The sequence below is a fragment of the Acinetobacter rudis genome, from assembly GCF_000829675.1.
Lineage (GTDB): Bacteria > Pseudomonadota > Gammaproteobacteria > Pseudomonadales > Moraxellaceae > Acinetobacter > Acinetobacter rudis.
In genome coordinates this window covers 88,571-111,146 of the sequence record NZ_BBRX01000018.1, presented here as the reverse complement: position 1 = coordinate 111,146, position 22,576 = coordinate 88,571, and the positions used below count along the sequence as shown (strand labels likewise).

The window sequence follows — 22,576 nt, the reverse complement described above, 5'->3', positions numbered from 1 at the left end:
ACCAATCACACGATGTTTTAAACAAAAAAAAAAGCAGCTCATGTTGAGCTGCTTTTTCAAACCAAATCAGATCAATTACATGCCACGAGCAGCACGTTTACGATCATTTTCAGTCAAGAATTTTTTACGAATACGAACAGATTTAGGTGTTACTTCAACTAATTCGTCATCTTCAATAAATTCAAGCGCTTGTTCAAGAGTGAATTTAATTGCAGGTGTAAGCGTTAACGCTTCATCCGTACCAGATGCACGCATGTTAGTTAATTGTTTCGCTTTAGTTGGGTTAACAACCATATCGTCTGAACGAGAGTTCATACCAACGATCATACCTTCATACACTTCAAGTTGTGGTTCAGCAAATAGACGACCACGGTCTTGTAGAGTGAATAAAGCAAATGCCAAGCAAGTACCATTAACCATAGAGATTAATACACCATTTTGACGCTTAGCTACTGCACCTTGCTTCGCAACACCGTAATGCGAGAAGCTTGAAGTCATGATCCCTGTACCTGAAGTCAACGTTAGGAACTCAGAACGGAAACCAATCAAACCACGTGAAGGAACTGTTGCTTCAATACGGATACGGCCTTTACCGTCAACTTCCATATTGGTCATTTCGCCTTTACGGTTACCCATTTGCTCCATGATCGAACCTTGATGTTGTTCTTCCACATCAAAAGTAACGTTTTCATACGGTTCTTGAGTAACACCATCAACTTCTTTCATGATTACTTGTGGACGAGAAACACCCATCTCAAAGCCTTCACGACGCATGTTTTCGATCAATACAGAAAGATGAAGCTCACCACGACCAGATACTTTGAAGCGGTCTGGACTGTCAGTATCTTCAACACGTAATGCTACGTTGTGGATCAATTCACGATCTAGACGCTCACGAATATTACGTGAAGTCACGAACTTACCTTCGCGGCCAGCAAATGGTGAGTTGTTGACTTGGAAAGTCATCGATACTGTTGGTTCATCTACAGACAATGGTGGTAAAGCTTCAACATTTTTCGGATCACAAATAGTGTCAGAAATGTTTAATGCATCAATACCTGTGATACATACGATATCACCCGCAGAAGCTGAATCTACATCGATACGCTCTAGACCATGGTAACCCATGATTTTCAAGATACGACCATTACGTGATTTGCCTTCTTTGTCGACAATCGTAACTGGCGTATTTGTTTTTACTGAACCACGTTGGATACGACCAATACCGATAACACCAACAAAGCTGTTGTAATCAAGTGAAGAAACTTGCATTTGGAATGGACCATCAACATCAACTGCTGGTGGTTCAACGATATCTACAATTGTTTCATACAACGGTGTCATGTCTTCAGCAAGTTCTTCTGGTGAAGGACCTGCAACACCACGAAGACCTGATGCATATACAACTGGGAAGTCTAACTGCTCATCTGTTGCACCTAAGCTATCGAACAAATCGAATACTTGATCGATAACCCAATCTGGGCGCGCACTTGGTTTGTCAACTTTGTTAATGATTACGATTGGTTTTAGACCACGAGCAAAAGCTTTTTGTGTCACAAAACGAGTTTGTGGCATTGGGCCTTCTTGTGAGTCAACTAAAAGTAATACGCAGTCAACCATCGACATTACACGTTCTACTTCACCACCGAAGTCGGCGTGTCCTGGGGTGTCGACGATATTAATACGGTATTCAGTATTGGTACGTTTGTCTAACCATCTGATTGCAGTGTTTTTCGCCAAAATGGTAATACCACGTTCGCTCTCAATCGCGCCAGAATCCATGACACGTTCAATTTCACCAGCACGTTCACCGAGCGCACCAGATTGTTGTAACAGTTTATCGACAAGCGTCGTTTTACCATGGTCGACGTGCGCAATGATTGCAATATTACGCAATGTCTTGATATTGTTTGAAGAATTTGAATCGGTCATAAAAATCTCAGCCAGATATATACACAATTGAATGAAAATCCTCAATTGCGCAATAGCTTATACAATTAAGTTGGTGCGAATTATACAGACTAGCGAAAATTCAATAAACTTTTTTTACAAAGCATTTGCAATGTAATGATTTAGACACATCACAAGTTTTTTGAGGTCCACTAGGCTTACCCAGCATCGCTTGGGCGAATGCTAGATTGAAAAAAATATGGGGAATTAATATTCTGTCTTGTCCATTCACACCAGCCCAATACCGCCCAGTACCCAGTGTGAGGGCGGGGAGTATAGCATAGTTACACCCATTTTCGAAGAAAAAACAGCGTAACCATAGCAACAAAATCATTTCAGCGCTAAATACCCGACCACTAGAGGCTTTTAGCAATAATGAGTGCCACTTGATTAAACTGTTTTGAAGCCAGTTGAAAATCAAACTGGTAAACCTAATCAAATCGATATTTTTGCTCTATCGGAAAAAATACGGCAAAGCACTGAGTCATTGATACTCTTTACACCATCGCTTTGGCAGATCAGCCCCAGTAACAAGCTCTAGCCCGAATGACCTATAGTTTCTAAGTCCTAAATACCCGTAAAATACTCTGGCACTGATGCACTAACCCATATGAATCAATCAGCGTCAGTACACGACTGAACTCACGCTGTGATTTCTTCCAATACAAGACCTGCACGTAATCCTAATTTGACTTTGTTATTTGGAAATAAAATAAATACTTTGTCTAAATGAGCCACATAGTCCAAGACCTGATTGTCACTATTGACCTGTGTTGCAATCACTTCACCCAAATGAAATACACTAAAATTCGCTGCATCATCCGCAAGATTTAATTTAAAGTCTTCTGAAAATTTTAAAATTGAATCAACGACCTTAAATGTACGAATCTGGATTTTTTTTCTTGGTGGATTATTTTTAGCTGCTACCAAATTTCTAAGTATGGAATCAATCGCCAAAAACTCAAATAAATTATTTTGCCCAAAAGGCTTAGCTTTACCCAGCTCCAAAGTCACACTTGCGGCTTGAAAGTTTAAACTGGTGTACTGTGTAAATGTTGCTCCTATAGCATTGTGGTAAACCAGAGCATCAAGTTCCGCTGCATCAATGAGCTCCAATAACTTGGTATCATAAGCTTGAACTTGATAAGGCAATAATGCAAAAGTTTCCAAATATGACCGCCGAATTGCTGTATGTAGATCAAAGTGGAAACGCTGAGTTTCTGGATAAGATAAATAAAATTTACTGACCACCTGTTCCAATTCAGCAGCACGTCGAACTTCGACAGAATCCTCCAAATCATGATATGCACCGCAAAACATGCGATTCATATCATTTTCGATGTACCGTACCCCTGCCCGAATCGCATATGGATTGCCCAAAATACACAGTAAATTAACCTTGAGCTCCAATTGACCTTGTAATAAATCGAGACAAAGTTGTGCGAGTAATTCAATTGGTGCTGTTTCATTACCATGAATACCCGCGGAGATCACCACTGTTGTCTCACTGGCACACTGTGGTTGAAACTGCAGAATACCGTCATCCAGCCACCACCAATTTAACTGTGAGCTTGTTCCTTGCCTCATTTCAGCAGATTGAGCTTGGCGAAGCAATGCGAGGAAATCAATCATTGACCTCACCTCTATCTCTGAAAAGGATAAACTGCACCCAAACCTAATATTTGAGTTAATTCATCCAAAGCATGACGACTTTCATTGAGTAATTCTGGATCAGCGAGATCTGCTTGACTGAGTCTGTCACGGTAATAGTGCTCAACCCACTGATTTAATCGTTGAAAGAGCTCATCACTCATCACCACCTTTGGATTAATGGCATTGAATTCAGCACTATTCAATGCGACTCTTAATCTCAAGCAGGCTGGACCACCGCCATTGCGCATGCTTTCACGCAAATCAAAAATACGAATATCATCAATGGGGGTGTCCATAGTCAACATTTCATTTAGATAGTCCCATACTGCTGAATTTTGTCTTGACTCCTCTGGAATCACTAGACTCATACCACCATCTGGACGAGTGAGAATCTGACTATTAAATAAATAGGTAGACACTGCATCTGCTACAGATACTTGTGCATTTGGAACTTCTATCGGAACAAAAACGTGACCTAAGTCTGCCAACTTTGCCTTCATTTCTAATAGCGCTGTATCTTGATTCAAAAAAGCATGTTGATGATAAAATAGAACCTGTTGGTTACTGACAGCTATTACATCATTATGGAAAACACCTTGATCAATGACATCAGGATTCTGTTGAATAAAAACAGTTCTATTCGGATCAAGTTGATGTAAACGTGCAATAGCCTGACTGGCCTCTAAAGACTGTCGAGCAGGATAGCGCTTGGGCCCTGTCTGACCTGACAAAAATTGTTGTCCATACACAAATACTTGTACGCCGGCTTGATCATAGTCCCCACCTAAACGGTTGTGATTTGCAGCACCTTCATCGCCAAACAAAGCGACAGGAGGAAGTGCAGCATGATGGGCAAAATACTGGTCATGATTAAAAATGGCAGCCAAAATCCGGCTCGTAGTCGTATGCTCGATTGAACGGTGAAACTTATTATTTAAATTTGCTGCAGTAAAATGTATCCGACCATCGGCACTGTCCGCTGATGGCGAAACAGTTGCCGCATTTGCAGTCCACATCGAAGACGCTGAACTCAGTGCAGATAAAATACCTGGTGATTGGCGCATTGCTGTAGCAATCACCTGATGATCCGTCCCTCTAAAACCTAAGTCACGTAAGGTTGATACATCAGGACGCTCTTGTGGGGCAAGTACCCCCTGTAACAATCCTAAATCAGCCAAGGCTTTCATTTTTAATAAGCCTTGTTTTGCAGCCAGTTTAGGGTTGGAGATTTGCATACTGTACTTTGTAGATGCTTCATTGCCATAAGACAGACCCGCATAGTGATGTGTTGGCCCGACAAGTCCGTCAAAATTCATTTCATAACCTGACATAGCATTTCTCCAATGGTTACAGCACAATGCCAGGTGACAATTGTGTCGGTAAACTCACTTGTTCAGCTTCAAGTGAAGCCATAGGCCAAGCACAATAGTCTGCTGCATAAAAAGCACTTGCCCGATGATTGCCCGAAGCACCTACACCACCAAATGGTGCAGCACTTGAGGCGCCGGTGAGAGGCTTATTCCAATTCACAATTCCTGCGCGCGCTTCAATCAATAACTGCTCAAATAGCGCACGGTCTTGAGATACTAAGCCAACAGATAGACCAAAACGCGTATTGTTCGCTAAGCGTAATGCTTCTTCGAAATCGTCATAACGGTATATACAGGTAATCGGACCAAAAATTTCCTGATCAGGTACTTCTGCAACATCGGTTAAATCTAAAATCCCGGGGCTTAACAGACTACTTTGCTCTTCTAGTTTTTGGCTCAGTAACAAAGCTTCTCCACCCAGATTAAGTAAGTCTTGCTGTGCTTGTAACACCTGATCGGCAGCGTGTAATGAAATCAAGCCTCCCATAAAAGGTTGTGGTTCAGCATTCCATTGACCCACAACAAGCTGCTGAGCGACGTTAACTAAACGTGCAATAAAAGCATCGCCTTCAACACCACGTTTAACCAAGAGACGACGTGCACAAGTACAGCGTTGTCCAGCTGAAATGAACGCGGACTGAATGGTAAGGTTGACAACCGCATCAACATCTCCAATATCATGAATAATTAATGCGTTATTCCCCCCCATTTCTAAAGCCAAAATCTTATCGGGAGCATTTGCAAGCTGCCGATGCAATGCATAACCCGTTGCAGCACTTCCAGTAAACAACACACCATCAATATGTTTGGACTGTAATAAGGCTTCGCCTGTTGTGCGTCCACCTTGTACTAGATTAATCACACCAGCAGGTAACCCTGCTTGTTGCCAAAATTTCAATGTTTCTTCTGCTGTCCACGGCGTTAACTCGCTGGGCTTAAAAATAATGGTATTTCCAGCGATCAATGCTGGAATAATATGACCATTCGGTAGATGACCGGGGAAGTTATAAGGGCCAAAGACAGCCAATACGCCATGAGGTTTATGTCTTAATGAAGCAAAACCATCTCCAAGCGGGGTTGAGGTTTCACCCGTTCGTTGATGATATGCACGAATCGAGATTGCAACCTTTGCAATCATCGACTGTACTTCAGTTAAAGTTTCCCATAAGGGTTTTGAGGTTTCTCGACTAATGACCTCAGCCAAATACTGTTTATTTTGCTCAAGTAAAGCAGCAAAAGTCTCAATCACGGTAATACGCTGTGCTAAAGGAAGGCGTGCCCAAGTATTGAGAGCAAATCTTGCAGCTACACCTGCATCGTTAATATTTTCAGCTGTGGCTTCATAACCACGCCATATTTGTTGCTGGTCCACTGGATTGCGTTTTATCCATTCAGGTCCCTGTCCACGTCTCCAGGTCCCTGCAATGAATAGATTGCCTTGTGACATAATTTTTTACTCCGATGCGTTCAGTGAGAGGATTCGCACCCTATTATCTTGTTTTACTTCAAGTGTCTGAGCTTGTTCATCGCTGAGCTCTATCACACCTTGTTTAATCGTACTGTTGTTTAAAATTACTCGATAATCATGATACTGATCATTTGCGATCAAATAATCGACCGTTGCTTGTTGTTCTGGGTTTTTAACAATTTTGACTTGAACGATTTGACTTGTTTTAACTGCTCTTAAGTTTTTGAGCTCAGCTTCTAAAGATGGACCTGCATCAAAAATATCAATATATCCTTGATATTCTAAACCTTCGGACTGCAATACATGATAAGCAGGTTGAGTATGTGGATGTACTTGTGCAATAACTTGTTGTGCTTCAGCTGGAAGAAGGTCGATATATAAAGGAAATCTTGGCATAAGTTCAGCAATAAAAACTTTTTGCCCCACTCCACTTAAATAATCTGCTGTCGCAAAATCCATGCTAAAAAAATGATGTCCCAGTGCATTCCAAAACACTGATTGGCCGTCCGCATCTGAAAAACCTCGCATTTCTGCAATAATCTTTTGTTCAAAACATGACTGAAAAGCCGCAATAAATAATAACCGCGCCTTAGACAGAAATTTTCCGTTGTTATTTGCTCTAAAATCTGCGTCTAAGAACAGGGAGCATAATTCGCTGCACCCTGTATAGTCATTACTTAAGAATAAAGTATTGAGTGTCTTATAAACTTTCAAAGCTTGCGAGGCGTGAACCTGCTGACCCACGTGAAAGTTATAAAAAGGTTCCAATAATCCTACTGCAACCTCAATAGCACTAATACCAACCACACGCTTTAACTCAGTATCTTCAAGTACAAATAGATAGCCTTGCTCACCTTTGGCGAGCTGCCCCTCTAATGTATTTCGTGTCCGAGCTATGCGTGCAGCCGTTGCTTCCTTATTTTGTGGCAATGAAGTCATGCCTATACCAGATTTGACAACCAAAGCATAAATATCGTCGAGATCCCGATGCTCTGCATGTCGAATAACCATCATAGGCAAATTTCCTTCTTATTTAGGGCTAAACCGTGCTAGGGCTCGACCAAAACGTGTTAACCCTTCTGAAATATCTTGTTGTGGAATAATCAATGATGGCGTGAAACGTACAACATCTGGTCCTGCAACAAGTGCTAATAATCCCTCTTCACTTGCAAACTGTACGATGTCTTTCGCTTTTCCTGCATATTCTGGTTTTAAAACAATCCCCAATAACAAGCCTTCGCCACGAATTTCTTCAAACAAATGATATTCAGCATTCAGTTGATTGAGACCATCAACAAAAGCCTGATGACGTTCTTTTACTCCTGCAAAAATTTCTTCGCGGTTAATAAACTCAAATACTGCACCAGCAACAGCAGTCGCAAGTGGATTACCGCCATAAGTTGTACCGTGATCACCCACTGTAAAATGCTGTGCAAACTTATTTGTCGTTAACATTGCACCAATCGGAAAACCTGCACCCAATGCTTTTGCAGTGGTTAAAATATCTGGCGTTACACCAGTATTCATATAGGCATACAGTGCCCCAGTTCGTCCGATGCCTGTTTGTACTTCATCAAAAATAAGTACAGCGCCAGTTTCATCACAACGTTCACGCAAAGCTTGTAAAAACTCAGGTGTAGCACTAATGACACCGCCTTCACCTTGAATTGGTTCAACAATTACGGCACAAGTTTCATCATCGATCGCGGCACGTGCAGCTTCTACATCATTAAAAGCTAGATGTTCAATCCCTTGTGGTAATGGTGCAAAATCTTGTGAATATTTTGGCTGGCCACCAGCAGTCACTGTAAATAAAGTACGTCCATGAAAAGCATTTTTAAATGCAATAATTTTGCTTTTATGCCCTTTACCACTGCTTAAACCAACTTTACGAGCAAGTTTTAAAGCAGCTTCATTTGCTTCTGCACCTGAGTTACAGAAAAACACTTTATCAGCAAAAGTATGAGCTACAAGTTGTTTGGCAAGACGCAATACTGGCTCATTGGTATAACCATTTCCCAAATGCCAAAGTTTTTGTGCTTGTTCAGTCAACGCATTTAATGCAACAGGATGAGCATGGCCTAGACCATTGACCGCAATACCACCAGCAAAATCAACATATTCTTTATCATCTTGATCCCAAATTCGAGATCCTTCACCACGGACTAAAACAAAATCAGCAGGTGCATAGATTGGCACCATCAACTCATTAAAATCTTGGCGGGTTACTTGTTGAACCATCGTCATCCTCTCAAATTTGACTTAAATTGACTTTAGTAATCCATTTAATTTGCTTAGCGTGATATACCACTAAATAACTCATTTTCTACCCTAAAAAAGATAGGACTACGAAGTTAACAAGGTGATTTATTGCCGCACCACGCTATAAACAAAATAAACAGATTCACTGGAAAAAGCTTTGCGACTCACGGGAAACTTCCTGATTTACCGCAAAAGCAATACATTTGTATATCAGAATACTCTTGTCAGCGCTCTGACACTCATGTAGCTCAAATACTACTGTACTGATCCTACACCTTTGATCTAGTATGATTAATCATTTTGATCTAAAAAAGTGAGTATTTTGCCTATAATGCGCTATATTTTTTCAAAACGATTAGAGTCCATATCAAAATGAACAATACGGACAGCCAAATATTAGGACTTCTGCGTGCCAACGCACGAATGACAATCACTGAACTTGCGAATACGCTACGTATTTCGCGCGCCACAGTACAAAAACGTATTGAGCTCATGGAGACTCAAGGTGTAATCACGGGATACACCATCAAAATTCAGCATTGTCTTGAAAAAGACTTAATACGTGCTTGGATGAATATTCGAGTAGAAGGCTGTAGAGCCAGTTTAGTGATTAAAGCCTTAAGACTCGAACCTGCTGTACAGACCATTCACTCGACAAATGGTAAGTGGGATTTATTAGTCGAATTACACTCAGTAGATCTAGAGAGTTTTGATCAAACCTTAGATCGGATTCGAAACATCTCAGGCATCAGTAGTAGTGAAACCAGTATCTTGTTGACCACTTATAAAAACTAAAATCCGATGAACGAGTTTCACTTTGTCTTGAATATTTATTGAGATAAAACTTGAAATAGCAGTAACTTAGCAAGCAATTTCACCACAATGACATCTTTATAATTGGCATTATTGTTTCCAATATCGCTGCTGTCGATTAGAATAGCGCATCCTTGTCACCTGACACACCAGAGTTCCATGTCCAAGCCCGCACCTTCTTCATCAGAGCAAAGCTCTGAGCCGTCTTCAGATTTAATCTATGGTTTAAATGATCAGCCCAAAGCGTGGATTGCTTTTTTTGCTGCATTACAACACTTGTTAGCGATCATTGTACCTATTGTCACACCTGGCCTATTAATTTGTGTTTCCTTAGGTGTGTCCCAACAAGACACCAATATGATTTTATCGATGTCTTTAATTATTTCTGGGATTGCCACATTCTTACAATGTAAAAAAGTAGGGCCACTTGGTGCAGGCTTATTAATCGTGCAAGGCACAAGCTTTAACTTTATTGGCCCAATTATTGGTATTGGTAGTTTGATGGTTGCTTCAGGTACGCCAGTCAATCAAGTTATGGCTGCTATATTTGGAGTAGTCATTGCAGGCTCATTTATTGAAATGGGTGTTTCCCGTATTCTGCCATGGGTAAAACGTTTTATTACCCCTCTAGTAACAGGTATTGTGGTACTGCTTATTGGCTTAACTCTTATTAAAGAAGGCCTTGTCAGCATGGGTGGCGGTTATCAAGCAATGCAAAATAATACTTTTGCCAGTGTTGATAACTTGATCATGTCATGTAGTGTGCTTGGATTAATTATTATTTTGAACCGGATTCCTGTCGTATGGATTAAAAGTTCAGCAATATTAATTGCATTAATCTTAGGTTATGCCCTCGCAGGAATCATGGGTTATTTAGATTTTTCGAATTTAGCAAAATTACCTGTAGTACAAATCCCAACACCAATGCACTTTGGACTGAGTTTTGATTGGGGCTTATTTATTCCAATGGCTTTTATTTATCTTGTAACCTCTTTAGAAGCTATTGGTGATATTACTGCTACCTCAAAAATATCCAACCAGCCAATTGATGGCCCAACTTGGATGCAACGTATTAAAGGTGGTGTATTGGTGAATGGCGCCAATTCCTTTTTAGCAGGTATTTTTAATACCTTTCCAAGCTCAGTCTTTGCTCAAAATAATGGTGTAATTCAACTTACTGGTGTTGCAAGCCGTTTTGTCGGAATTTGGATTGCAATCCTGTTAATTATTCTGGGACTATTTCCTGTTGTTGCTGGAGTCATTCAAGCCGTTCCTCAAGCTGTATTAGGGGGTGCTGTGATGGTGATGTTTGGTGCAGTAGCTGCCTCAGGTATTAATATCCTATCTTCAATTCATTTAGATCGTCGTGCATTATTAATTATTGCTATTTCTTTGGCGCTCGGTTTAGGCGTAGCACAAGTACCACAAATTCTAGAACACTTACCAGAATTAGTGCGTAATATCTTTAGTTCAGGCGTTGCAACTGGCGGTATAGCAGCACTGATTCTAAATTTTGTTTTGCCTGCTACTAAAAATTAAATGGATATTAAAAACTACACAATGATTTTGAGCGATATACAGCGCTACGACATTAAAAAGTGAAAGATATGGACCCTAGAAGTGAAGTTGTCATTCGACAACAACATGCTCTCACTGGGCGTGTTCTATTTATAAATGCACCTGCTGATCAACTCATTGATCAGCTCGATGCCAATATTGACGCGACAGTCTGGACTTGGAATTACGCAGATCATCAGTACCACAGCAAAATGCAACATAACTCGCATTTTGCTGTTGAGCTCCCTGCTCAACCTTTTGACCAAGCCGTTATTTTTGTCCCTAAATCAAAAGTACTCTTGGAATATGTACTGCATCAGGTCATTAGCCATTTTGCTATTGACCAACAAATTTTTCTGGTTGGTGAGAAAAAAGGTGGTGTTGAGCGCGCAGCCAAGCAACTTAAAAATTATGGTAAAACCTTCAAACTTGACAGTGCAAGACACTGTCAAATGTGGCAAGCCGCACTCGAACATAATATTGATGCAAAGCCACTTGAGGACTGGGTCAAAAACTATACCATCGAGACGGATGAGTTTAGTCTTGAGATCTGTGCCCTGCCCGGCGTATTTAGTCAAGATCATTTAGATGTTGGTACGGCAGTACTTTTACCTTATCTAAAACAGGTAAAATCAGGTACACTCGCCGACTTTGGTTGTGGAGCTGGTGTATTGTCTTGTTATTTAGCAAAAATAAATGACAAAAATATTATTCATGCCCTCGATGTCGATGCCTTTGCACTCAAATCTACTGAGCTTAGTTTTGAACGCAATCACCTCGATCGTTCACGTTTGCATCTCCACGCTGTTACTGGCATTGAAGATGCACCGACTCAACTCGATGCTGTGATTAGTAACCCACCTTTTCATCAAGGTATTCATACCAACTATGCGGCGAGTGAAAACCTATGCCAAACCGCAAAATCTCACCTTAAAACACGAGGTGAACTGTGGATTGTGGCCAACAGGTTTTTAAATTATGCCAGCATCATTGAACAACAGTTTGGACAAGCACAGATCAAAGCTGATCAAAATGGATTTAAAGTCATCTATGCCTGTACCTCTCAATATACGGTTAAGGAGCCACAATGAGCGCAACTGATCATCCAACACTGCAGCGCAAGCTTGGCGCGCGGCATTTAAATATGATTGCCATTGGTGGCTCGATCGGAACAGGATTATTTCTTGCTTCAGGAAGCACCATTGAACAAGCAGGTCCAGGTGGTGCCCTATTGGCTTATGCCTTGATCGGATTAATGATTTATTTCTTGATGACAAGTTTAGGTGAACTTGCCACACATAACCCAACTTCTGGGGCATTTTTTACCTATGGAAATAAATATGTCGAAGAAGGCTTTGGTTTCGCCTTAGGATGGAATTATTGGTATAACTGGGCAATTACAGTTGCATTTGAACTTGTTGCAGTACAGTTCATCATGAAGTTTTGGTACCCCGATATTCCAGGTTTTTATTGGAGTGCTATATTTTTAACCATCATCTTCACCATCAATGCGCTGACAGTCAAAGGCTTTGGTGAAAGTGAATTTATCTTTTCATTGGTTAAAGTCATTGCGATTGTGTTCTTTATCATTATTGGCCTCTACATGATTGGTAAAATCATGTTAGATCCAACACAATCAGTACTCAAAAACTGGACCGTTGGTGATGCACCCTTTGTCGGTGGTTTACAAGCAATGATTGGTGTGGCCATGATTGCTGGGTTCTCGTTTCAAGGAACTGAAATGGTGGGGGTTGCTGCGGGTGAATCAAAAAATCCAAAGAAAACTATTCCTTTAGCCATTAAACAGATTTTCTGGCGTATCTTGCTGTTTTATATCGTATGTATTTTTATTATTGGTACTCTAATTGCCTATAACGAGCCAAATCTTACCTTGGCTGCAGAAGGTACAGTGGGTAACGTAGCGCTCTCTCCATTTACCCTTCTTTATGAAAAAGCAGGTCTTGCTTTTGCTGCGGGTCTAATGAATGCCGTAATTTTAACTGCGATTTTATCAGCAGGTAACTCAGGCATGTATTCGTCAACGCGTATGCTATTTGACATGGCCAAACAAGGTCGCGCACCTAAATGGTTCTCAAAGCTCGATCATCGCGGTGTGCCAATGCATGCACTTTATGCAACAACTGCTGTTGCTGCGCTTTGCTTCTTAACAACCTTCATTGGTGAACAGCAAGTCTTTGCTTGGTTACTCAATATGTCAGGAATGTGCGGATTCATTGTTTGGTTAGGTATTGCAATCTCGCATTATCGTTTCCGTAAAGGTTATGTTGCTCAAGGCTACAAGGTTGAAGATCTGGCTTATACTGCTAAATTCTTCCCATTCGCGCCGTGGTTTGCCTTCATTTTGTGTTCGATTATTATCTTAGGGCAAAACTATCAAGCACTTACTGGTGGGAAAATTGACTGGGTCGGATTACTTTCAACCTATATCAGTATTCCACTGTTTTTAACCATTTGGCTTGGTTATAAATGGAAACACAAAACCAAACTCATTTCTTATCAAGATATGGATGTACAACCCATCGATGTTGAGAAAAATCAATAATGACTTAAATGGCTCCTTGTGAGCCATTTTTTATGAAACATTTACAATTATTTTACAGAAGACTTGACAAAATTAATCTTGAACTATAGGATTCGCAGCCATCACTTTGCTATAACCTGCAAAGTTTAACCAGATATAAAAGGAGAACGTCATGCATTTACAGGAAAACAATTTAAATTAAATGAAGCAGACGTCAACTCACGGACACAAGCTTCATTGCTGTGTTCGAATCTAGAAATCATCACCTAGCATTCGCTAGGTTTTTTTACGCCTAAATTTGTACACAGCAAGACATTGATTCGATAAATTTGCTTAGAGAAAAAAAATGGGCATTAAAATGATTTTGAACGCCAAAGCTGTGTATGGTGTACCTGTAAAAATTTTCACCACGGATGTGGATGAACAAAGCTTAACGCAACTTAGAAAAATGGCACAACTTGAGTTTATTCACTCGCATATTGCAGTGATGCCAGATGTTCATGTAGGTAAAGGCGCAACAGTCGGAAGTGTAATTCCAACCAAACAAGCAATCATACCAGCGGCTGTAGGCGTTGATATTGGCTGTGGTATGAATGCCCTACGTTTAAGTCTTAAGGCAGAGCAACTACCTGATAATCTAAGTGCATTACGTAATGCAATTGAACGCAAAGTCCCTGTAGGCTTTGAAATGCATAAACAAGTTCGAGCCAAAGCTTCAACTTTAACACCGATGGAAAAACGCCTAGAACGTATTACACGTAAACACCCAGGTTTAACACGTATGCTGCGCCATTTTAACTCAACATGGCAAAAGCAACTGGGTACATTAGGTGGAGGAAACCACTTTATTGAGCTATGCCTTGATGAAAATCAAGATGTCTGGGTCATGCTGCATTCTGGTAGTCGTGGATTAGGTAATGCTATAGGGACTTATTTTATTGAGCGCGCCAAAAAAGAAGCACAACATCGTTTTGGCCACGTGCCAGATCGAGATTTGTCTTATTTTGCTGAAGGCTCAAGTTTATTTGATGACTACTTTGAAGCGGTTGAATGGGCGCAAGAATACGCTTATGAAAATCGTCGTGAGATGATGCGGCTTATCTTAGAAGCAATTCGACCACTCCTCCCTAGTTTTCAAATGACCAAAGAAGCGATCAACTGTCACCATAATTACGTACAAAAAGAACTGCATTTCGATGAAGAGGTTTATGTCACTCGTAAAGGGGCAATTCGTGCTGGTAAAGATGAATATGGCATTATTCCAGGTTCAATGGGTGCAGCGTCTTTTATCGTAAAAGGTAAAGGCAATCCTGAGTCATTTTGTTCATGCTCACATGGCGCTGGTCGAAAAATGAGTCGTTCAAAGGCTAAAATTAGTTTTAGCCAGCAAGACCTGATTCAACAAACTCAAGGCATTGAATGTCGTAAAGACAAAGGTGTTGTTGATGAAATTCCGGGTGCATATAAGGACATACACGAAGTTATGGCCAATCAACAAGATTTAATCGAAGTTGTACATACACTTAGACAAGTACTGTGTATTAAAGGTTAATAAGTTCAGAAAAGCGCATGGTGAATCAAAACGCTACACCATGCGCTTTTTTTAATATCAATTCAATTTAAGCGCCAGAGTCACACGACGGTTTTTAGCACGCCCTTCTGCTGTAGAGTTATCTGCAATCGGTTGTGCAGAGGCTGCCCCTTCCGCGATAACTTGATTAGGACTCACATTATACTGCGTGATCAAACGCGTCTTTACAGTATTTGCTCGCTGCATAGAAACACGCTTATTCACTGCTGCATTACCAGTTGAGTCGGTATGACCTGTAACGTATAAAACAGCACGTGGATTGGATAATAATATTTCAGCTGCTGCACCTACGTAGACCAAATCTTGATCTGTAATTTGTGTTGAGTTGTTTTTAAAGTAAATCGCGATTCCCTGTTGTAATTCTTTTAAATACGGCAAAGTTTTTACCACAGGGCCAGTTGCTACGGTTTTTACAGGTTGCTGCGTACACGCTGTAAAAATCACTGCTGAACTTACAAGCAAAATTAGTTTTTTCATAATATCTCTTTTTTTGATTAGAAATTCCCCGCTTAGACTGTATCACAACTTTAGTGCTTTATAAAAAATGGATAAAAAAAAGCGACTCATCAGAGTCGCTTTCTTTCAAAGACTTACTGTCTTAAAACACAACTACGAATTAACGTGGTTGAGCAAGAACAGTACGGCTACCAGTGATTGTCGCGAATACACGACGGTTCATAGCACGGCCTTCTTTAGTGTTGTTGTCAGCGATTGGTTGATCCCACGCGAAGCCTTGAGCAGACAAACGTGAAGAATCGATGTTGTATTCGCTTACAAGAGCAGATTTAACAGAGTTAGCACGAGCCAAAGATAAACGTTCGTTTAGCTTACGAGGACCAGTGTTATCTGTGTGACCTTCGATGCGTGCAGTTGCGTTTGGATACTCGTTAAGTTTCTCAGCAACTTTAGCAATTTCTGGCTTGTATTGATCTTTGATGTTTGACTTGTTCGTGTCAAAGAACACACGAAGTTCCATGTTAAGATCTTCGATTACTTCTTTAGGCTCTTCAACTACAGGAGCAACTGGTGCAACTGGTGCAACAACTACAACTGGAGCAGCAGGCTTCAAGTGACCGCCAAGAACTACGTTAAGACCAGCAAGTGCTGTGTAGTTCCAGAAATCTTCATCGATGTTATATGTAGCACGAGCTTCAGTACGTAGAGACAATACATCGTTTAGACGCCAGAAAGCACCAATACCAGCATTACCTAAAGTACCTTCTTCTTTCATACCACGGTTGTAACGACCGATTTCGTTAGCAGTAGCACCTTTAAAGTCATATTTGTAGTGACCAGCACCTAACAATACATATGGCTTAATTTTGCTGTCATAGTCTTTAGTGATCAAATCAGAAGTAACGTAGAAGTTACCGTTGATTTGTTGTTGTTTGTACTCAGCATTGTTTGTACCCTGACGAGTTTCAACATCACCTTTAACTTGGTTATATTCTGCTTCAAAACCTAACCATGGAGTCAATTCAACACCAATTGCAGCACCAACGAATAAATCGTCTTGCATTTCGCCATTGTTAGTTAAATGGTCACGACTGTTGTTGTGTTTAGTATCTTGAAATGTGTAACCTAAAAGTAAAGGGGTTACAGTTACACCAGCATTAGCCGCAGCTAATGGCGCAGCAACTAGCATAGCAAGTGCGATACGACTCAGTTTCATGGATTTCCTCCAGAGATAACAATTGTTGTTCAAGCTCAGCCTAAAATATTTTAGCTACCTGAGATGGGCATTCCATACGCTATGATGACGCCCCAGTATTATTTTTAAGCTACTCACATTGAATCATACAAACACTTAGAGGATATTCCAAGTGCCTGATAAGCTTAATCATGCAAATTATTGACAAAATTACTTACAATTTCCGTTGTAATTCCGTAATTTTTCACATGACTGGCGATATGAATAGCTTATGCTCATTTTCCCACCGCGCTATATTAACAGTATTCGTCAGCGATAGTAAAAAAAATTTTAACCTAATCGATCATTCTTTCTTTTAAAAACAAAAGCTACTCATTTTAGTGTTCACCTTATAATTCAAGATATACAGCGGGTTTATGCCCAATCCGTAGTCATCTTAAAAATCGCTGATAAACTATAGAATCTGTATATAATTTCATCTTGATTACACTTTAACACTTGTATAAATAATTAAAAGCATATTCGACTGTTTAATAAAACAAAAAATTGCAAAGCATTCTATATTAAAGTTATGTGTTACTGTGAAAACCAAAATTATCATTCAGCATATCATATATCAACTTATTGTTTTTCAATAATTATTAAGAAGCTTAATTCTATAAAATTGTATGCTATTTAATTAAACTTTTTTTACTTAAAATCATGTTAAACACTAAATATCACTGTATGCATAATGATCAATACATAACACTACTCTAGAATATCTATGTTTAATAATTTAGACAACATTACTAATCTGACATCCCTGCCCACCACTTAACCAAGATACGATCGGCTTAGCCCCAGCACATGTAAAGTTTAATCTACATTCAATTTATATTTAATTACACAGAAAGATGAATATCTTCTATAGAAAAATTCAAACTTAATTAAATTAATTTATGATATATACGAAAAATTTAACTCCCATATAATGATTTGCGTCTAAAATATAATGAAAAATTCGTTAAGAAAAATAATATCAGGCATCAGCCTACTCGAACTGCTGATCTGTTTAGCTATCCTTGCCTTGATTTACTTAGTCGCATCCCCATCCCTCACTCAACTCAGTGCGCAACTGGAATACAGGAACTTATTTAGTGCTTTTCAGCAACAAATTCATGCTGCTCGCAATCAAGCCCTAATTTCCAATCAAGATGTGGTGATCTGCTCATCAAGCGATATGCTTAACTGTAAAAAGCAGCAATGGGCCATTGGCTTAATCGTTTATATAGATCTAAATAAAGATCGCCAACGTAATAATAACGAGATAATTATTTCACACTTAAATCCAGAAATTAAGTATGGATCACTGACATGGTACGGTAACGCCAGCCATCCAGATCAAATCGTTTTTCAGTCTGATACGGGTTTGCCTAGAGGCTCTAATGGTCGTTTTCGATACTGTAACTTCTATAACACTCATTTAAACCTAGATTTACAACTGAGCCAGATGGGTCACTTCAGGAGTACACCAACAACGGCTTGTGAGTCAGTAAAAACACTGTATTAACTTCACTTTTTTAATATACTGCTTCATGGAAAAATGACTTAAAAACAAATGGAGAAATTAAAATGACTGAGATCGTAATTGTAAATGGTGCACGTACAGCCATGGGCGGTTTCCAAGGAAGCCTTGCAGCACAAACAGCACCTCAGCTTGGTGCAGTCACTATTCAAGCGGCAATTTCTCGTTCTGGTCTAGCTGTTGAAGAAGTAGAAGAAGTGATTATGGGCTGTGTCTTGCCTGCAGGTTTAAAACAAGGACCTGCTCGCCAAGCAATGCGTTTAGCTGGCTTACCTGATGCAACAGCAGCAGTGACAATCAATAAACTATGCGGTTCAGGCATGAAAGCTGTGATGCAAGCTGCTGATATGATTAAAGCAGGTTCTGCAACGACTGTTGTTGCAGGCGGCATGGAGTCTATGAGCAATGCACCATATTTACTCACTAAAGCACGTGCAGGTTATCGCATGGGTCATGGTGATGTGAAAGATCATATGTTTTTCGATGGGTTGGAAGATGCAGAAACTGGCCGACTCATGGGTTCATTTGCACAAGATATGGCTAACCAACGTGGTTATACTCGTGAACAAATGGATGAGTTTGCAATTCGCTCTTTAAAACGAGCTCAATCTGCGATTACAGCAGGCTATTTCAATGATGAAATCGTTCCTGTCACCATTTCAACACGTAAAGGCGATGTTGTTGTAGACAAAGATGAACAGCCGTTTAATGCCAATATCGATAAAATTCCATCACTGCGCCCTGCTTTTGCTAAAGATGGCACCATTACGGCTGCCAATGCCAGCTCGATTTCTGATGGCGCATCTGCATTACTATTAACTTCAAGTGAAAATGCTGAGAAAAAAGGGCTAAAACCACTGGCTAAAATTGTGGCTTATGCTTCTAACTCTCGCCACCCATCAGAATTTACTATTGCTCCTGGTGGCGCAATTGAAAAAGTGCTGAAACAAAGCCAATGGGATGCCCAAGATGTTGACCTATGGGAAATTAATGAAGCATTTGCCATGGTCACTATGTGCCCGATTGATGACTTCAAACTCGATCCAGAAAAAGTCAACATTCATGGTGGTGCATGTGCACTCGGCCATCCAGTTGGATCTACAGGTTCACGTATTATCTTGTCTTTGATCCATGCGCTTAAACGTACTGGTGGTAAAAAAGGCATTGCGACCTTATGTATTGGTGGCGGTGAAGCAACAGCTGTTGCAATTGAAATTTTATAATTTAAAGTTTCTTCGCAAATAAAAAATCCTGCACTAAGCAGGATTTTTTTATGATGGAAGCAATTTTTTAGGCCCCAGTTTGATAACTGGCCTGAGTTACTGCGGTAGAAGCTTGATAAGGATGGGTAAAGTCTTTTAATCCTTCTGCTGCTTCTTCGATATCTTTGCCTTCTTTAATCACAAAGCTATCAAAACCAGAACGTTTGAGGTAATTGAGGACATCTTTAAAGATATCCCCAACCGCACGTAATTCACCCTGAAAACCTTGGCGACGTAGTAATGCAGCAAATGAATAGCCTCGGCCATCATTAAAACCTGCAAACTCGATAAAAATCGTATCCAATTGATTTAAAGGAAACTCATGTGCTTCAGGTGAATCATCCACAGTAATATAAAGTGCCTTTTTTCCTTGAATTTGATTCAATAAATCAAGCTGCGCTGTTGTAATCACAACATCACCCGCTGGAATTTGGCCATCTTCGGATAAGACTTGAAAACTGTTTTCTACTATGCTGCCATCTTTTTTAAGTACAGCCAATGCAGTATTAAGCATATGCACGCTCCTTGAATGGTTGAATGCCAACACGGCGATAAGTTTCAATAAACTCTTCATTATCCAAACGTAGGTCTAGATAAGTATTGAGAATTTCATCAATCACATCAGGAATGACTTCAGCAGCAAAAGACGGTCCTAAGATATCTCCAAGAGAGGCATCATGATCGGCATTGCCCCCTAAGGTAATCTGGTAAAACTCTGCACCCTTTTTATCGACACCCAAGATCCCAATGTTACCCACATGGTGATGACCACAAGCATTCATACATCCAGAGATATTTAAATCAATATGTCCAAGATTGTAGACTGTATCTAGATCATCAAAACGACGGCTGATTGCCTCAGAAATCGGGATAGACTTTGCATTTGCAAGTGAACAGAAGTCACCACCAGGGCAGCAAATAATATCTGTAATAAAACCAATATGTGCGCGTGCTAAGTTGTTTTGCTCAAGCACTTGCCATAATGCAAATAAATCTTTTTGTGGAACATCCACCAAAGCGATATTTTGCTCATGTGTTGTTCTTAACTCACCAAAAGTATATTGGTCTGCTAAGTCAGCGATCACATTCATTTCTTCTGAAGTAATATCGCCTGGTGCGACGCCAGCACGTTTGAGTGAGATCGTCACTACACGGTATCCCTTCACTTTGTGTGCATGGGTATTAATGTTAAGCCATTGTTTAAATTTAGGATGTTCAGCAAAAACCTCACTGAAATCTTCATCTGCATAGTTTTGATAGCTAAATGGGAAAAACTCTTGATCCATTTTCTCTAAAACATCAGCCTGAATTTTAAGTGTTTTCACAGTATGTTGAAATTCTGCTTCAACCTTTTCTGCAAACACTGCTGGTGTGAGCGCTTTGACTAAAATTTTGATACGTGCTTTATATTTATTATCACGGCGACCATGCAAGTTATAAACACGCAGTACCGCTTCTAAATAGGCAATTAAATCTTCTCTTGGCAACCATTCACGAATCACCACACCAATAATTGGTGTACGGCCTAAGCCACCGCCAACTTTGATTTGGTAACCAATCTCGCCAGCTTCATTTTTAACGATGTACACACCAATATCATGAAAAGATACAGCAGCACGATCGACTTCTGATAAAGCAGAAACTGCAATTTTGAATTTACGCGGTAAAAAAGCAAACTCGGGATGGAATGTACTCCACTGACGGATCAATTCACACGTTGGACGAGGATCTGCTACCTCACCAGCAACAACACCTGCATATTGGTCTGTTGTGGTGTTACGAATACAGTTTCCTGAAGTCTGAATGGCATGCATTTGTACTGTTGCCAATTCTGCCAACATTTCAGGAACATCTTCTAAAGCTGGCCAGTTAAACTGGATGTTCTGACGTGTTGAAATATGGGCATAACCACGGTCATAATTTTTGGCAAGCTCGGATACTTTACGCAGTTGCTTCGAGTTCATCAGGCCGTAAGGTACAGCAATACGTAACATCGGTGCATAACGTTGCACATATAAACCATTTTGCAAACGCAGTGGACGGTATTCATCTTCCGTCAATTTACCTGCTAAATAGCGTTGTGTTTGATCACGAAATTGCGCAACTCGTTCATTAATAAGTTGCTGATCGAAGTCAGTATATAAGTACATGGCGAATAGCTAGTCAGTTCCTGAATAAGACGGCTAGCATAGCGATTATTCATCTATCAGATAAATATGTTTTCTAAATAGTTATTATAATTTTTTCTAATATAGAAGCTGAATAGCTAGATAATTCATGATTTGTGAACATTTGCATGCAGAAATCAGGAGTTTTACTTTATTCTCAGATATATATCTATAATTATTCTAAGCTGCATTTGTTTAAATAATCATCGGTTCAAAGCGTTAAATAGCAATTTTCCCACTGATTTGAGGAAAAGTCTCCTTCAATCAAATGTACATACTGCCCTTGTACTTCACCAATATGTAAACAGTCATCTACTTCAAGCACACGATCAGTATGTTGCTTTTGCCAATGTGCTGCAAAATACTGTTTTCCTTTAACCTTAGCGACCATTTCATTTTGAGCAACCACAAACACATAACGATGTAACTCACCAAACTCTCTTGGGTCATATCCGCCAAGATTGATTAAATACAGCTTTTCAGCTGATTGAGCTACAGGTGTGGGTTTAAACTGAAGTTGGTAATTCTTATCTTCGAATTGAACACCTTGAATTTGGGCCCACGCATCAATGTGCAGGCCCTTTGCTTCACCAAACCAAGCTTGTCGTAATTGTGGATAGACCTGCTCCAGACTTTCACCAGTCGCAACAACGACATCATGCACTTCTGTATTAGCACGCGCATGACGTCCACCCAACATCACTAAAAACAAACTTGGCACG

General features: G+C 40.1%; 18 protein-coding genes. 7 read left to right on the top strand and 11 right to left on the bottom strand.

Features of this window, described 5'->3' with window-relative positions; all coding sequences use genetic code 11:
- Nucleotides 1–75: 75 nt before the first annotated feature.
- From typA to Aru01_RS03680, 6 genes are all read right to left on the bottom strand, one after another.
- A complete protein-coding gene (typA, locus tag Aru01_RS03705; protein WP_016655138.1) occupies nt 76–1,932 on the bottom strand; it encodes a translational GTPase TypA in 1,857 nt (618 codons plus the stop codon).
- 660 nt (nt 1,933–2,592) lie between these two features.
- Nucleotides 2,593–3,582 (bottom strand): succinylglutamate desuccinylase, encoded by a 990-nt coding sequence (astE, locus tag Aru01_RS03700; protein ID WP_016655137.1) that lies wholly within the window; start codon nt 3,580–3,582, stop codon nt 2,593–2,595.
- Between the two features lie 11 nt (nt 3,583–3,593).
- Complete coding sequence (gene astB / locus Aru01_RS03695; protein WP_016655136.1) at nt 3,594–4,934, bottom strand: N-succinylarginine dihydrolase; 1,341 nt, start codon at nt 4,932–4,934, stop codon at nt 3,594–3,596.
- Nucleotides 4,935–4,950: 16 nt separating this feature from the next.
- Nucleotides 4,951–6,420, bottom strand: a complete 1,470-nt coding sequence (gene astD, locus Aru01_RS03690) for a succinylglutamate-semialdehyde dehydrogenase (RefSeq protein ID WP_016655135.1) — start codon at nt 6,418–6,420, stop codon at nt 4,951–4,953.
- A 6-nt stretch (nt 6,421–6,426) separates the two neighbouring features.
- On the bottom strand, nt 6,427–7,455 hold the full coding sequence (astA, locus tag Aru01_RS03685; RefSeq protein WP_016655134.1) for an arginine N-succinyltransferase: 1,029 nt from the start codon (nt 7,453–7,455) through the stop codon (nt 6,427–6,429).
- A 15-nt stretch (nt 7,456–7,470) separates the two neighbouring features.
- Nucleotides 7,471–8,682 carry a bifunctional succinylornithine transaminase/acetylornithine transaminase gene (locus Aru01_RS03680; protein WP_016655133.1) on the bottom strand — a complete coding sequence of 404 codons (1,212 nt, stop codon included), beginning with the start codon at nt 8,680–8,682 and terminating at the stop codon, nt 7,471–7,473.
- Nucleotides 8,683–9,075: 393 nt separating this feature from the next.
- On the opposite strand from Aru01_RS03680, the gene Aru01_RS03675 reads away from it, so the two are divergent.
- The 5 genes from Aru01_RS03675 (at nt 9,076) to Aru01_RS03655 (ending at nt 15,167) form a co-directional block, all read left to right on the top strand.
- Nucleotides 9,076–9,498 (top strand): Lrp/AsnC family transcriptional regulator, encoded by a 423-nt coding sequence (locus tag Aru01_RS03675; protein WP_016655132.1) that lies wholly within the window; start codon nt 9,076–9,078, stop codon nt 9,496–9,498.
- 177 nt (nt 9,499–9,675) lie between these two features.
- Nucleotides 9,676–11,055, top strand: coding sequence for a uracil-xanthine permease family protein (locus Aru01_RS03670; RefSeq protein WP_016655131.1), 1,380 nt, complete (start codon nt 9,676–9,678; stop codon nt 11,053–11,055).
- A gap of 68 nt (nt 11,056–11,123) precedes the next feature.
- Nucleotides 11,124–12,164, top strand: coding sequence for a methyltransferase (locus Aru01_RS03665; RefSeq protein ID WP_016655130.1), 1,041 nt, complete (start codon nt 11,124–11,126; stop codon nt 12,162–12,164).
- Nucleotides 12,161–13,636 (top strand): amino acid permease, encoded by a 1,476-nt coding sequence (locus Aru01_RS03660; protein WP_016655129.1) that lies wholly within the window; start codon nt 12,161–12,163, stop codon nt 13,634–13,636. The genes Aru01_RS03665 and Aru01_RS03660 overlap by 4 nt, the downstream gene beginning before the upstream one ends.
- Before the next feature lie 325 nt (nt 13,637–13,961).
- Nucleotides 13,962–15,167, top strand: coding sequence for an RtcB family protein (locus Aru01_RS03655; protein WP_016655128.1), 1,206 nt, complete (start codon nt 13,962–13,964; stop codon nt 15,165–15,167).
- A 57-nt stretch (nt 15,168–15,224) separates the two neighbouring features.
- On the opposite strand, the gene Aru01_RS03650 is transcribed toward Aru01_RS03655, so the two are convergent.
- Nucleotides 15,225–15,683 (bottom strand): OmpA family protein, encoded by a 459-nt coding sequence (locus Aru01_RS03650; RefSeq protein WP_016655127.1) that lies wholly within the window; start codon nt 15,681–15,683, stop codon nt 15,225–15,227.
- A gap of 139 nt (nt 15,684–15,822) precedes the next feature.
- On the bottom strand, nt 15,823–16,878 hold the full coding sequence (gene omp38 / locus Aru01_RS03645) for an outer membrane protein Omp38 (RefSeq protein ID WP_016655126.1): 1,056 nt from the start codon (nt 16,876–16,878) through the stop codon (nt 15,823–15,825).
- Between the two features lie 973 nt (nt 16,879–17,851).
- Here omp38 and Aru01_RS03640 point away from each other — a divergent pair.
- Both Aru01_RS03640 and Aru01_RS03635 read left to right on the top strand, forming a co-directional pair.
- Nucleotides 17,852–18,409, top strand: a complete 558-nt coding sequence (locus tag Aru01_RS03640; protein WP_016655125.1) for a GspH/FimT family protein — start codon at nt 17,852–17,854, stop codon at nt 18,407–18,409.
- 62 nt (nt 18,410–18,471) lie between these two features.
- Nucleotides 18,472–19,647 carry a thiolase family protein gene (locus Aru01_RS03635; RefSeq protein ID WP_016655124.1) on the top strand — a complete coding sequence of 392 codons (1,176 nt, stop codon included), beginning with the start codon at nt 18,472–18,474 and terminating at the stop codon, nt 19,645–19,647.
- A gap of 67 nt (nt 19,648–19,714) precedes the next feature.
- Here the strand turns inward: Aru01_RS03635 and Aru01_RS03630 are convergent, their stop codons facing one another.
- From Aru01_RS03630 to Aru01_RS03620, 3 genes are all read right to left on the bottom strand, one after another.
- Nucleotides 19,715–20,200, bottom strand: a complete 486-nt coding sequence (locus Aru01_RS03630) for a DUF934 domain-containing protein (protein WP_016655123.1) — start codon at nt 20,198–20,200, stop codon at nt 19,715–19,717.
- On the bottom strand, nt 20,193–21,836 hold the full coding sequence (locus tag Aru01_RS03625) for a nitrite/sulfite reductase (RefSeq protein ID WP_016655122.1): 1,644 nt from the start codon (nt 21,834–21,836) through the stop codon (nt 20,193–20,195). Before Aru01_RS03625 ends, Aru01_RS03630 begins: the two co-directional genes overlap by 8 nt.
- A 229-nt stretch (nt 21,837–22,065) precedes the next feature.
- Entirely contained in the window at nt 22,066–22,575 is a 510-nt protein-coding gene (locus tag Aru01_RS03620) for a DUF1543 domain-containing protein (protein ID WP_016655121.1), read from the bottom strand.
- Nucleotide 22,576: the final 1 nt, after the last annotated feature.

What these genes read in the sequence shown, in the direction of transcription:
- typA (WP_016655138.1), bottom strand. Translation starts at nt 1,932, where the DNA reads ATGACCGATTCAAATTCTTCAAACAATATCAAGACATTGCGTAATATT.
- astE (WP_016655137.1), bottom strand. Translation starts at nt 3,582, where the DNA reads ATGATTGATTTCCTCGCATTGCTTCGCCAAGCTCAATCTGCTGAAATG.
- astB (WP_016655136.1), bottom strand. Translation starts at nt 4,934, where the DNA reads ATGTCAGGTTATGAAATGAATTTTGACGGACTTGTCGGGCCAACACAT.
- astD (WP_016655135.1), bottom strand. Translation starts at nt 6,420, where the DNA reads ATGTCACAAGGCAATCTATTCATTGCAGGGACCTGGAGACGTGGACAG.
- astA (WP_016655134.1), bottom strand. Translation starts at nt 7,455, where the DNA reads ATGATGGTTATTCGACATGCAGAGCATCGGGATCTCGACGATATTTAT.
- Aru01_RS03680 (WP_016655133.1), bottom strand. Translation starts at nt 8,682, where the DNA reads ATGGTTCAACAAGTAACCCGCCAAGATTTTAATGAGTTGATGGTGCCA.
- Aru01_RS03675 (WP_016655132.1), top strand. Translation starts at nt 9,076, where the DNA reads ATGAACAATACGGACAGCCAAATATTAGGACTTCTGCGTGCCAACGCA.
- Aru01_RS03670 (WP_016655131.1), top strand. Translation starts at nt 9,676, where the DNA reads ATGTCCAAGCCCGCACCTTCTTCATCAGAGCAAAGCTCTGAGCCGTCT.
- Aru01_RS03665 (WP_016655130.1), top strand. Translation starts at nt 11,124, where the DNA reads ATGGACCCTAGAAGTGAAGTTGTCATTCGACAACAACATGCTCTCACT.
- Aru01_RS03660 (WP_016655129.1), top strand. Translation starts at nt 12,161, where the DNA reads ATGAGCGCAACTGATCATCCAACACTGCAGCGCAAGCTTGGCGCGCGG.
- Aru01_RS03655 (WP_016655128.1), top strand. Translation starts at nt 13,962, where the DNA reads ATGGGCATTAAAATGATTTTGAACGCCAAAGCTGTGTATGGTGTACCT.
- Aru01_RS03650 (WP_016655127.1), bottom strand. Translation starts at nt 15,683, where the DNA reads ATGAAAAAACTAATTTTGCTTGTAAGTTCAGCAGTGATTTTTACAGCG.
- omp38 (WP_016655126.1), bottom strand. Translation starts at nt 16,878, where the DNA reads ATGAAACTGAGTCGTATCGCACTTGCTATGCTAGTTGCTGCGCCATTA.
- Aru01_RS03640 (WP_016655125.1), top strand. Translation starts at nt 17,852, where the DNA reads ATGAAAAATTCGTTAAGAAAAATAATATCAGGCATCAGCCTACTCGAA.
- Aru01_RS03635 (WP_016655124.1), top strand. Translation starts at nt 18,472, where the DNA reads ATGACTGAGATCGTAATTGTAAATGGTGCACGTACAGCCATGGGCGGT.
- Aru01_RS03630 (WP_016655123.1), bottom strand. Translation starts at nt 20,200, where the DNA reads ATGCTTAATACTGCATTGGCTGTACTTAAAAAAGATGGCAGCATAGTA.
- Aru01_RS03625 (WP_016655122.1), bottom strand. Translation starts at nt 21,836, where the DNA reads ATGTACTTATATACTGACTTCGATCAGCAACTTATTAATGAACGAGTT.